The organism is Novosphingobium sp. CCH12-A3 (assembly GCF_001556015.1).
Lineage (GTDB): Bacteria > Pseudomonadota > Alphaproteobacteria > Sphingomonadales > Sphingomonadaceae > Novosphingobium > Novosphingobium subterraneum.
Window position 1 is genome coordinate 63541 of record NZ_LSIA01000116.1, and the last position, 12419, is coordinate 75959.

The 12419-nt window shown below is 61.6% G+C and carries 10 protein-coding genes; 4 read left to right on the forward strand and 6 right to left on the reverse strand.

Features of this window, described 5'->3' with window-relative positions; all coding sequences use genetic code 11:
• The first annotated feature begins 40 nt into the window (after positions 1 to 40).
• The 4 genes from AX703_RS08505 to AX703_RS08520 all read left to right on the forward strand — a co-directional run bounded on the left by AX703_RS08505 (position 41) and on the right by AX703_RS08520 (position 3790).
• A complete protein-coding gene (locus tag AX703_RS08505; RefSeq protein ID WP_062343607.1) occupies positions 41 to 1990 on the forward strand; it encodes a TadE/TadG family type IV pilus assembly protein in 1950 nt (649 codons plus the stop codon).
• A complete protein-coding gene (locus AX703_RS08510; RefSeq protein WP_062343608.1) occupies positions 1987 to 2571 on the forward strand; it encodes a TadE/TadG family type IV pilus assembly protein in 585 nt (194 codons plus the stop codon). The genes AX703_RS08505 and AX703_RS08510 overlap by 4 nt, the downstream gene beginning before the upstream one ends.
• Positions 2565 to 3233, forward strand: a complete 669-nt coding sequence (locus tag AX703_RS08515) for a TadE/TadG family type IV pilus assembly protein (protein WP_062343609.1) — start codon at positions 2565 to 2567, stop codon at positions 3231 to 3233. The genes AX703_RS08510 and AX703_RS08515 overlap by 7 nt, the downstream gene beginning before the upstream one ends.
• 125 nt (positions 3234 to 3358) lie before the next feature.
• Positions 3359 to 3790 carry a CHRD domain-containing protein gene (locus tag AX703_RS08520; protein WP_062343610.1) on the forward strand — a complete coding sequence of 144 codons (432 nt, stop codon included), beginning with the start codon at positions 3359 to 3361 and terminating at the stop codon, positions 3788 to 3790.
• Positions 3791 to 3831: 41 nt separating this feature from the next.
• Here the strand turns inward: AX703_RS08520 and AX703_RS08525 are convergent, their stop codons facing one another.
• From AX703_RS08525 to AX703_RS08550, 6 genes are all read right to left on the reverse strand, one after another.
• Positions 3832 to 4437 (reverse strand): hypothetical protein, encoded by a 606-nt coding sequence (locus AX703_RS08525; RefSeq protein ID WP_156451982.1) that lies wholly within the window; start codon positions 4435 to 4437, stop codon positions 3832 to 3834.
• 1153 nt (positions 4438 to 5590) lie between these two features.
• Complete coding sequence (locus AX703_RS08530; RefSeq protein ID WP_062343612.1) at positions 5591 to 6805, reverse strand: argininosuccinate synthase; 1215 nt, start codon at positions 6803 to 6805, stop codon at positions 5591 to 5593.
• 90 nt (positions 6806 to 6895) lie between these two features.
• Positions 6896 to 7870 carry an MBL fold metallo-hydrolase gene (locus AX703_RS08535; RefSeq protein ID WP_062343613.1) on the reverse strand — a complete coding sequence of 325 codons (975 nt, stop codon included), beginning with the start codon at positions 7868 to 7870 and terminating at the stop codon, positions 6896 to 6898.
• Between the two features lie 79 nt (positions 7871 to 7949).
• The gene (locus tag AX703_RS08540) at positions 7950 to 9293 is read right to left on the reverse strand and encodes an aldehyde dehydrogenase family protein (RefSeq protein WP_062343614.1); all 1344 of its coding nucleotides are present in this window, start codon (positions 9291 to 9293) and stop codon (positions 7950 to 7952) included.
• 114 nt (positions 9294 to 9407) lie between these two features.
• On the reverse strand, positions 9408 to 10925 hold the full coding sequence (locus tag AX703_RS08545) for an acyl-CoA carboxylase subunit beta (RefSeq protein WP_062343615.1): 1518 nt from the start codon (positions 10923 to 10925) through the stop codon (positions 9408 to 9410).
• Between the two features lie 82 nt (positions 10926 to 11007).
• A complete protein-coding gene (locus AX703_RS08550; protein WP_062343616.1) occupies positions 11008 to 12282 on the reverse strand; it encodes a cyclopropane-fatty-acyl-phospholipid synthase family protein in 1275 nt (424 codons plus the stop codon).
• Positions 12283 to 12419 lie beyond the last annotated feature (137 nt).

Here is a 12419-nt window from a genome sequence, read left to right on the forward strand (position 1 = left end):
TTTAGCCAATGTCAGAAATGGCAGGGGCAAGCGGGACGGCATGGCAAGGTTCATCGAAAGGCTTTTTGCGAGCAATGTCGGCAGCGTGCTGCCGATCGCCGCTGCCAGCGTGCCGGTCATCGTCGCGTTGATCGGCGGCGGGCTTGATATCAACCGCGTCTACAAGGCGCGCAATCGGTTGCAGTCAGCCTGTGATGCCGGCACGCTTGCTGGCCGCCGCGCCGTTACGACCAATGGCTATGACGCTGCCGCCCGGAACCAGGCGAATGCCTACTTCAATACCAACTTCGTGGAAGGTGAGCTTGGCGCGACCGGGACGACGTTTACCACGGCGTCGACCAATGGCGGCAATCTGATCTCGGGAACGGCTGCGACGACGGTCCAGACGGCAGTAATGAACCTGCTCGGCGTGGACACGATCCCTGTCAGCGTGGCCTGCAGCGCCACGATGGGTGTGGGCAACAGCGACATTACCATGGTGCTCGATACCACCGGCTCCATGGGCAACACGCTTTCCGGCACCAGCCAGACCCGCATTCAGGCGCTGCGCGTGGCAATGAAGAACTTCTACGATACGGTTGCCACGGCCACGCAAGGCTCCAACGCGCGCATCCGCTATTCGTTTGTTCCCTACAGCTCGTCGGTAAACGTCGGGCGCCTGATCTACAATCTCAACCCGGCATATCTGGCCGACACGTGGCCGATCCAGACGCGCGAGCCGGTATTCAACACGATTACCGAGCAGGTCTTCACCGGCTGGTCTGCAGCGGTCAATACCAGCGAGCAGACCTACTCCACCGAGACCATCGGCAGCACATCGCAGCACAGTTCGACCAATTACAATTCGCAGGCCACCTGCAACAACGCGCGCCCTGCCGATGTTGCCTGGGCCAACAACGGCAGCGCGACAAGTTCGTCCAGCACGACGACGAATGGGGCGGGGCAGCAGGTCGTCACCACCACAACCACCCAACCTCAGCGCAAGACCACATATGTCTGCCAGCTACAGAGCAGCAACCGCTGGCGCGTCTTCTGCTATTATACGACCCACAACTTCATCACCCGCAATTATGCCACCTCCGATCCGATCTACGAGACACGCACCCGGCAGGAATTCTCGAGCTGGGCTTACCGGCAAGTCAGCAACGTCGATACCAGCGTTTACAAGACATTCACGGCGGTCAGCAAACCCAACGGCAGCAACGGGACGGCAGCCAGCTACACCTGGGGAGGCTGCATCGAGGAGCGCGAAAGCGATGCCACGAGCAGCATCAGCTACTCCAGCGTCACGGGTATGTCGCCTTCGACGGCGCTGGACCTTGACGTCGATCTAGTTCCGGATGGCAATCCTGAAACCAAGTGGGGTCCGATGTGGCCTGAACTGGCCTACTATCGAACGACGACGGTATGGGGCACAACATATCTCACCGATGCCGTGCAGACCTCGCAAGGGAGCAAGGCCTCGTCCTATTGCCCCCATCAGGCGCAACTGCTGTCCACCATGAACCAGTCGGCGTTCTACAGCTATGCCGATGCCCTTGCTGCTGCCGGTTCGACCTACCACGATCTGGGCATGCTGTGGGGGCTGCGGTTGAGTTCGCCGCAGGGACCATGGGCCGACACCGTGAACATCGCGCCGACCAACGGTGGCAAGGTTTCGCGCCACATCATCTTTATGACCGACGGGCAGATGGAGCCAAGCACCACGATCCAGTCGAGCTATGGCATAGAATGGCATGATCGCCGGATAACCGACGATGGCTCGAGCAACCAGGCTGCGCGCCACACGCTGCGCTTCCGCGCCCTATGCGACAACGCCAAGGACAAGGGGTTCCGCGTGTGGGTGATCGCCTTTGCTTCGAGCCTCACTTCCGATCTGACCTATTGCGCATCGAGCAACAGCTCGTTTCTGGCCACCAACGCTACACAGCTGAACAGTGCCTTCCAGGAAATCGCGAAGAACGTGGGCGAATTGCGGGTGTACCAATGAGGAAACTTCGTAGCCTGTACGGCGAGGACGCCGGCGTCACCACCATCGAGTTTGCGATCGTGATGCCGACGTTTCTACTGGCGCTGGTGGGTTGCCTGGATCTGGGCCAGATGGTTTACGCCAAGGGCGTTCTCGATGGAGCGGTCGAGAAGGCCGCACGCGATTCCACGTTGGAGACCGGCGACACTTCCGTCGCCGACGCCAAGGTTGTCAGCGCCATGCGCCCGATCGTGCCCGGTGCGCAGGTGACTTCCACCCGCAAGAGCTATTACGACTTTGCCCGCACCAACAAGGGCGAGCCGCTCGACGACAAGAACGGCGATGGGGCGTGCTCACCGGGCGAGGGGTATACGGACGAGAACGGCAACGGATCGTGGGACGAAGATCTGGGGCGGTCGGGCAATGGCGGCGCGAACGATGTGATCGTCTACACGGTGCGGGTGCAATACGATCCCGTTTTCGCCATTCCCCTCCTGCCGCTTGACTGGAGCCGCCGCGAGATCTCCGCAACGGCAGTGAAACGCAACCAGCCTTTCGCTCTGCAGGACGGCAGTTACGGATCGACACCGCGCGTATGCTGAAGACATTTGCCGCCAGATTTGGCCATTGCGCCAAGGGCCTCGCCCGGGATCGCTCGGGCGTTTCGGTTGTCGAATTTGCGATCATCACGCCGTTCATCCTGTCGATTGCGCTCTACGGGCTTGAAGTGGCCTACATGAACTCTGTCGACATGAAGATCAGCGAGATAGCGCTCTCGCTTGCGGACAACGCTTCGCGCATCGGGCAGACTGACAACAGCGTGGTCACGCCGACAGTGAGCGAGGCCGACATCAACGAGGTCATGCGTGGCGCGCAGGAGCAGGCAGCAGGGCTTGATTTCGCAACCCGAGGCAGGATCATTCTCTCGAGCCTTGAACGCGACGCAGCGACGGGCAAGCAGTACATTCGCTGGCAGCGCTGCTATGGACAGCTCTCGCGGCAATCCGCTTATGGCAATGACAGCACGCGAAACGGGCTGAACGGTACGGCGCTGGCCGGAATGGGAAGTGGACCGACCAAGATCACCGCGTCGGCCAACAGCGCGGTGATGTTTGTCGAAGTCTACTATCAGCACCAGGGGCTTATGGGTGATCTGTTTGTCGACAATCCCGTTATGCGCAAGAAGGGGGCATTCCTCATCCGCGACAACCGCAACCTCACGCCGGGGGTTACCGGAACGGGCGGGGCCTATCCCTGTGGCTGACCGGAGCGTGGACTGACGGCTTGCGCGCAATGAATTTCCGCAAGCGGTGGGAGGGTGTAGTCTCCTGAAGGTGCCCTGAAGCCATGCTGAGTCGATGGCGAGCGGGCTGAACAGGAGAGACCTCGATGAAGCATGCGGATATTGCAGCGATTGCCGGAATGGTTGCTCTTGTCACTGGCGCGACCGGACCAGCCATGGCCAAGCCAGTAACGCTTGCCGCCACGCTCGGCGGCGCAGCCGAGACGGCGGGCGGCGACCCTGATGGCATTGGCGGCTTCAAGGCCGATGGCGACGACGAGACCGGTGATTTCTGCTTCACCCTGTGGGTCGAGAAAACCGAAAAACCAACCATGGCCCACGTCCATGAAGGCAACGCCGGAAGCGACGGCAAGCCGGTTGCCACGATCGAGGTCACCGGCAAAGACAGCGACAATTGCATCGCGATGGAACCCGAACTGCTGAAGAAGATCATCGCCGCGCCGGGAGCCTATTACGTCAACGTTCATACGGCGGATTTCCCGAAGGGCGCGGTGCGGGGGCAGCTTGAGGTGAAGTGATCCAGACGCTTAAGCGGCGGGATTAGCGTGGATTCTCGCCGTCACGCCGGCCGTTCCGCAAGAAACGCTGATAATTGCGCGAAACCGTCTGGAACGTCCCGCCAAAACGCCGAAAGGTTTTGAGGATGTCGCTGAAGAAGGTCGTCTAATAACGGTGCGGTGGTAGGTTCGGTCAATCGATTGAGCCACTGGGCAATCGGTAGTCGTGCGTACGCTAAGCCGCACAACAGGCTCTCGGTTCGGTTGCCGATCCAACCATCTCTTACATGAAGAAGATCTTGTTCGCTTGCGACCGCAAACCACGCATCGATAAAGCGTCGAACCGCATCTCTCTCATCCTCCAGCCAATTGTCCCACTGCGCGCGAGCGAGCTTGCTGAGCACGATTTCCGTGTCCGGAATTTCAGAAGAGCTAAGCGCCGCCAACTCGAATATGCGAGGCATCAGGTAACGAAAATCTCGGTCGCCTCCCAATGTCAGATAAGCGCCTGAGATGTATCGCCATAGTTGATCCCCGCGTAGTTCCCGCAGCGGCGTGGCGAGTAGCACATCGACACTGCGAGTGTTGATACAACAAGGACAGCCTTCAATGGCCGAAGGAGTCTCGGCAGAGAACACCCGATACAAATCTTCGATCGTCGTCGCCAATCTTGCGTGGCTAGCAGTCGGAAGCGGTGGACTCATTTCCAAACTTTATGGTTCAGGATAGATGTCCGCAATGGCATCGTATCCAGCACTGCAGCATTTTTCACGAAATGCTGAAGTGCGACAGCCAACCATCCGCAGAAGTCAGCTCATGCTGAGCTTGTCGAAGCATCCAGCGCGAGGCGTCATTCGACAGGCTCAGGACGAGCGGACGTTGTGAGCGTTTCCCAAACAGCAAATGGGGGCCAGCATTGCTGCCGGCCCCCACTCTACGTCCGCTCTGGCTTGTTTTGTCGCGTCTTGCTTCCGCCGTTCCGCGCTGGCTCGTCATTGCTGACGTCCATGCGCCTCGTGGCTTTGCTCGTCGGAGCGCGCTTTGCGCGTGTTGGGCGTGTGGTTGGATGCCGTCCGGGGCGCGTAGCCCCTGGGCTGCCGCCGATCCGTGCTTTCGCACAAGGTCGCGCCGCTATCCGTCCTTCCGCCTATCCGCGCCGGTCGAGTGCCAGGCACTCCTCCGTCGCTCCGGTTTACCGCGACTGTTCCGGGTGCTCTTTCAAGCGGTCCGGAAAAAGCCGTCCGTGGGCGTTTCCCCTTTGTCTGGTAGCTCGCTCCCGACCTGGCTTTCACCTGGCCGGACGAACGCCGCCGTTCACCGGGGTGAAATGCTGCTCGCCATCCTTGTCTTCGCCGCATCGCGCTGGATGGAGACCGAAGCCTGCCCGCGCGCTGTACCGTGGAAAACGATGCCGTTCCGCATTCCGTTTCCGATCACGAAGGCCGCAGTTTCGCGCATCCGCAGATCAGCCCGAAGGTGTCTGCCGGTTGGTTACGCTGCAAACTATCCGTGTTCGTATCGTTGCGCACTTAATCCTGAAAATTCAGAGGTTTGGGCCCTGAACTTTGGGGTTCGTGCGCTCTCGACAATCAAAAGCTGCGCCTGTTGCTCGAGTCGCGCAAGCAAAAAGTGCGGGAGTTATCCACAACCCCCGCACCTTTCGGTGGATAGTTATTGTGCAGCGCCGAAGCGCAGCACTTGGTGCTGCGTTCCAACCCTATCTGCACCACGCCCGCTCATCCTGAGCCTGTCGAAGGATGTCGCGCTGGACCAGCATCCTTCGACAGGCTCAGGATGAGCGGGGTGGCAGTGGGCGGCGCCTTAGCGGCCTTGCTGAGCCAGAAGGCGCAACCGGAGCGCGTTCAGCTTGATGAAGCCGGCCGCATCCTTCTGGTCATAGGCGCCTGCATCGTCCTCGAACGTCACGTGGCGTTCGGAGTAGAGGCTGTCGGGCGACTTGCGGCCGACGACCGAAGCATTGCCCTTGTAGAGCTTGAGCCGGACCGTGCCGTTGACCCGGGCCTGGCTGTGGTCGATCGCTGCCTGCAGCATCTCGCGCTCAGGCGCGAACCAGAAGCCGTTGTAGATGAGCTCAGCGTACTTGGGCATGAGCTCGTCCTTGAGGTGCGCCGCACCGCGATCGAGCGTGATGCTTTCGATCCCGCGATGGGCACGAGCGTAGATCTCGCCGCCCGGCGTTTCATACATGCCGCGGCTCTTCATGCCGACGAAGCGGTTCTCGACGAGGTCAAGACGGCCGATACCATGCTTGCGGCCAAGGTCGTTTAGTGCAGTCAGCAGGGTCGCCGGCGACATGGTTTGACCATTGAGGGCAACGCCATCGCCCTTCTCGAAGTCGATGGTGATGTATTCCGGCTGGTCGGGCGCGTCTTCCGGGTTGACCGTGCGCGAGTAGACGTAGTCCGGGGTCTCTTCCCACGGATCTTCCAGCACCTTGCCCTCGGAGGAAGTGTGGAGGAGGTTGGCGTCGGTCGAGAACGGGCTTTCCCCGCGCTTGTCCTTGGGCACCGGGATCTGGTGCGCTTCGGCCCAGGCGATCAGCGCGGTGCGGCTGGTGAGGTCCCATTCGCGCCACGGTGCGATGACCTTGATGCCGGGTTCAAGCGCATAGGCCGAGAGTTCGAAGCGGACCTGGTCATTGCCCTTGCCGGTCGCGCCGTGGGCGACGGCATCAGCGCCGGTCTCGCGCGCGATCTCGATCAGGCGCTTGGAAATCAGCGGGCGGGCGATCGAAGTGCCGAGAAGATAGTCGCCCTCGTAACGGGCATTGGCGCGCATCATCGGGAAGACGAAATCGCGCACGAATTCCTCGCGCAGGTCGTCGATGTAGATGTGATGGTCGGGCACGCCCATCAGCTTGGCCTTGGCGCGCGCAGGTTCCAGCTCTTCGCCTTGGCCGAGGTCGGCGGTGAAGGTCACCACTTCGCAGTTGTAGGTGACCTGCAGCCACTTGAGGATGACGGAGGTGTCGAGGCCACCGGAATAGGCGAGGACGACCTTCTTGATATCGGACATGAGCGCTACGACTCCCGTGAAATACGCGCCGCGCGCCTAACAGGGAGGGGGCGGGGGTGCAAGGTTTGCCGGGATGTGGCTGCCTGACGATCAGGGCGCAAAGGCGGGCAGGGGCCTGTCCTTGTAGTAGCTTGCCAGTTTCTGCAGGTTCTCGTGGTGCGCCTCGCGATAGGCCCACCACAGGCTGACAGTGCCTGCCTTCAGTTCGGCCGGGATGAACCGCTCGATGGGCTGGTTGGCAAAATCCTTGTCGTGCGCGTGTTCGGCCATGCTCCGAATGTAGTTGCGGGTCATGTCGATCAGGTCGGTGTGATAGCCGCCTTTGGCGATGACCGCCGGATCGCCATGGTTGGGCAGGATGCCCACCGGCGCCCATTCTTTCATCGCGCCGAGGTTGCGGTACTGTTCCGCAAGGCTTTCCGGTTCGGCAATGAAGGTCAGGGTATCTTCAAGCGTATCTCCCGCCAGCAGCAGCCTGTCCTGCGGGAGCCACGCGACGAGGCCGTCGGCGGAGTGGATGTTCACCGGGCGCAGTTCAACCGTATAGCGCCCGACGCTGACCGTTGTCGGTTCGGTGATGCCAACTTCGGGCACCTTCAACGGCGATATGGCTGGCGGGCCTTGCAAGGTGCCATCCTCGATCTGCGCCTTGTGCCGGATCAGCTGTGCCCGGGCCTTCTCCGTCGCGATCACCGTGCTGTCCGCATAAAGCGCATTGCCGCCGACGTGATCGAGATGCCAGTGGCTGTTGACGACGATGAAGTGCTTCACGCCGCGCTTTTCAAGCCAGGCTCGCACCTGCTGCGCCTGCTCGATGCTCGGGTAGGTGTCGTAGACCAGCGCCTCGGCGCCGTCCAACACGGCAAAGGTAGCGACGCCGACAAAGTTCGCGCCATGGTCCGCCCAGGTGGCCTTCGACAGATCGACGCCTTTCTCTTCCGGACGACCGTCATAGAAGGCGATGAGGTGATCGTTGATTGGCAGGACGCGGACTTCGCCCGCGTGAACAGTCGTCACCGTCGCGAGCAAGAGCCCTATTGCCGCAAGTGCTCTCCTGATCGCCATGTCGTCCCTCATGCCTGTTTCAGACAGGCTAGGAAGCCACCGGGCGATCAGGAATAAGCCGAACGACGCAGAGTGCGCCTTACATGTGCCGGTAGATCGCCCGTTCGTGGCTGAAGCACTTGAAGCCGAAATAGCCGTGATAGCTGCCCATGCCGCTGGTGTTGACGCCGCCGAACGGCAGGTTGTTCTCAAGGTAGTGCGAGAATACGCCATTCACGGTGACGCCGCCTGAAGAGGTGCGGGCGAGGACTTTCTCGATGTTGTCCTCGTTCTTGCTGTAGACGTAGAGCGCCAGTGGCTTGTCGCGTGCCTCGATGTAGCCGATTGCCTGATCGAGGGTGTCGTAGGTCATCACTGGAATGACCGGCGCGAAGATCTCGTCCTGCAGGATCGTCATCTGCGGTGTGACGTCGGTCAGCATCGTTGGGTGGACGGTGAGGTCATCCGCGTCGAAGGTGCCGCCCACGGCGACGGTTGCGCCCTTGGCAACGGCGTCGTCGAACATCGCCTTCACCCGGTCGAAGTTCGCCTTGTTGACGATCTGGGCGATGCTGTCCTTCTTCAGCGCGCCGCTTTCGTCATAAAGGTTTTTCTCGACGTTGGCGCGGAAGCCTTCGACCAGCGCGGCCTTCTTGTCTTCCTTCACGAACACGTAGTCAGGGCTGATGCAGGCCTGTCCGCCGTTGAACTGCTTGGCAGCGGCAAGTTGTGCCGCAATCTGGTCGATATCGGCGCTGTCGTCGACGATCACCGGAGACTTGCCGCCAAGCTCCAGCGTCACGCTGGTAAGGTGCTTGGCCGCTGCCGCCATCACGATCTTGCCGACGCGCGGGCTTCCGGTGAAGAAGATGTGGTGGAAGGGCAGGTCAAGCAGCGCAGTTGCCACGGAAACATCGCCTTCGAACAGGGCGACGTCCTTCTCGTCGAAGGCCTCCTTGATGATCACCGCAGCGATCTTCGCGGTGGCAGGGCACAGGTCGGTAAGCTTGACGATGCAGGTGTTGCCCGCCGCAATCGCAGCGGCGACCGGCCCGAGCGCAAGACCAAGCGGGAAGTTCCACGGCCCGAGGATCAGGCAGACGCCCCGTGCTTCATAGGCGATCTGGGCGCGGTCTGCCGGGTTGAGCGAGGTCTGGACTTCCGTCGGCTTCATCCACTCATCGAGATTGTCGATGTTGCGCTGGATGTTGGCGGTGACGTTGAGCACTTCGGTAACGCGGATTTCACCCACCGGCTTGCGGGTGTCCTCCAGCACGGCTGCCACGATGTCGTCCGCATGGGCTTCGACCGCAGCCTTGAGGCGCGCGAGCTTTTCCTTGCGCACATCGGCGCTCGAGGCCTTGGCTTCCCACATATGCGCTTGCTGGAGCGCGAACACGCGCTGGATGTCGGCGGAAAGGTCGGCGGCGGTAGGAGCGGTCATCGAAAGGCACCCTGCTGAAATTTGTTCGTTAGCCTAGCTAACGAACCGTCCTGCGAATGGCAACGTCTCAGCGATGTTGACCGCCCCAGCCCACCGCGCATTTCACCTGATGGCTCAGGGCAGGGTTCGCCACGCCAGATCGGCAAACTCGCACAGCAGGGGGCGGGTGTCGCGCGGATCGATGATGTCCTCCACGCCGAAACGCTCGGCAGTGCGGAAGGGCGAACGTACCCGGTTCAACCGGTCACGGATGCTTTCAAGGTGTGCTGCCGGGTCCTCGGCCGCCTCGATCTCGGACTTGTACGCAACTTCGATGCCGCCTTCGATCGGCAGGCTCCCCCAGTCCCCCGATGGCCAGGCAAAACGGTACTGGAAGCTTTCGGCGTTGCTCATCGCGCTGCCGGCGATTCCGTAGGCGCGACGGACGATAACCGAACAGAGCGGCACGGTGGCCTTGTAGATGGCGTTCATCGCCTGGACGCCATAGCGGATCGTTCCGGTGCTTTCGGCGGTGTGGCCGATCATGAAGCCGGGGTTGTCGACAAGGTGGACGACTGGCAGACGGAATTGGTCCGCCAGCTTGATGAAGCGTTCGGCCTTCTCGCTGCTGCGCGCATCCCACGACCCGCCGAGATAGCTGGGGTCGCTGGCCAGCACCGCGATTGGCCAGCCGTCAAGCCGGGCAAAAGCGGTGATGACCGCGCGGCCCCAAAGGCGGCCCATCTCGAACAGTGAGCCCTTGTCGACTACGGCATCGAGCAGACGGCGCATCGAATAGACCTGCTTCGCCTCGCGCGGGACAAGATCGATCAGGAAATCCGCTCTTCGTTCGACGGGATCGTTCGAGGCAAGCCGAGGGGCGGGAGCACCGGCATTGCTCGGCAGGTAGGAGAGGAACCTGCGCGCACGGGCAAAGGCTTCGGCTTCGCTCGTGACTTCCTCGTCAACCACGCCGTTGCGGGTATGAATGGCGCTGCCGCCGAGCTCTTCCTTGCTGCGATCTTCGCCGATGGCCGATACGACCGCTGGACCGGCGGCGAATAGCTGCGACAGGCCCTTGACCATGATCGAGTAATGGCTGGCAACAACGCGCGCCGCACCCAGGCCTGCAGTTGGGCCGAGCGAGAGCGCGACGACCGGAACGGAGTCGAGGTTCTTGACGACATGACCCCAGCCCGGCGTCGCCGGAACGTAAGTTGCGCCGATATCTTCCAGCGTCCGCACCGAACCACCGCCGCCGGTGCCGTCGATCATGCGGATCAGCGGGATCTTGAGGGTGTGTGCCATCTGCTCGCACTGGATGAACTTGCGCGCGATAGCGGCGTCCGCCGCCCCGCCGCGCACGGTGAAGTCATCTGCGGAGGCAACGACCGGGCGCCCTTCGATGTTCGCGCGGCCGAAGATCAGGTTGGACGGAGCAAGGTCAAGCAGTTCGCCGTCCGATCCATAAGCGCCCTTGCCGGCGATCTTGCCGATTTCGCGGAACGATCCGGCATCGACCAGACCGGCGATGCGGGCACGGGCATCGAGCTTGCCACGGCCATGCTGGCGGGCGACCTTTTCGGCGCCGCCCATCTGCTCGGCCAGCGCCGCGCGGCGGCGCAATTCTTCGACCTCGGGTTCCCAGCTCAAGCGATGTCCTCTCTGTCTATAAGAGGCAGTTCACTCGATTTGCCCCAACAGCGCAATCGGCATTGCTTGACGCTTTCCGCGCCTACTCCGCCGCCTTGCGCTCCAGATGCCATTCCGGCGCTTCGTCCAGAGCGGACAGTCGCGCCCATTCCTGCTGCATGTAGTCGCGGGTCATAGGCAAGGCGCTCCGGCGCTTTACGCTCTGGATGTGGAAGTTGACCATGCCGCCGTGCCGGAAACTCTGTTCGGCACCGGCAAGGTAGAACTGCCACATGCGGAACAGGCGCTCGTCATACAGCGCGACGATTTCGTCCCGGTGCATCGTGGCGCGTCGATACCATTCGGCGAGCGTGTAGGCATAGTGGTAGCGCAGGACTTCGATGTCGCCCACTTCCCAGCCGGTCCTCTCCAGCGCCGAGACCAGTTCGCTCATCGCCGGGATGTAGCCGCCGGGGAAGATGTACTTGCGCGTCCACTTGTCGGTCGTGCCGGGCGCGCCCTTGCGGCCGATCGTGTGGGTCAGCATGATCCCATCGGGATCGAGCAGCTCGTTGGTCTTCGCGAAGTATTCGCCAAAGTTGGGTGCGCCGACGTGCTCGATCATGCCGACGCTGGTGATGCGGTCGAACTGGCCTTGCACATCGCGATAGTCGATCAGCTGGAACTTGACCTTGTCGGCGACGCCAGCTTCTTCGGCGCGCTCCTGCGCGAATTTCACCTGATCGGGCGCAAGGCTCACGCCAAGCACTTCGCAGCCGAAGTGGCGGTTGAGATAGAGCGCAAGACCGCCCCAGCCGCAGCCGATGTCCAGCACGCGCATCCCTGAACTCTGCCCCGGCACCAGCCGGAGCTTGGAGGCGATCAGCGCCTTCTTGTCGACCTGAGCGCGCTCCAGTGTGTTTTGAGGATCGCGGAAGTAGGCCATGGTGTATTGCCGGTCCTCGTCGAGGAACAGCTCGTAAAACTGGCGGGTCAGGTCGTAGTGGTGAACGACGTTCTTCGAGGCCTGCGCCCGCTGGTTGATCTGGTCGATGCGCGAGACGACCCTGGACAGCGCCTTGCGGACCGGACCCTTGCGGTCGATGCCGCCGGCGCTGCTGGCATTGCCCATGACGAACAGGACGAAATCACGCACGTCATGCGGCGGTTCGATGACCATGCGTCCGTCCATGTACGCTTCGCCCGCGCCGACTCGCGGGTCCTTGGCAACGTGCATGGCCGCGCCCTTGTCCGTGAAACGGATCTTCAGGGGCGGAGCGGTTGGCTCGCCGTAGGCGTACTCCTTGCCATCATGATCGATTACGACAAGCTTACCCTTGCGGATCAGCCTCTTGAGCATCTGGTCTAGCAGCCACATGCCCACAGGTTATGCGAAGCCGATCCTGTCGCAAGGGTTTATTGACGAAGATTGCATGTAACATTGTCACTTTAAAATCCGTTCATGTCGTGCAATGGTCAATGCGATTGCAATTGTAACTTTCAGGACCGGGTGCC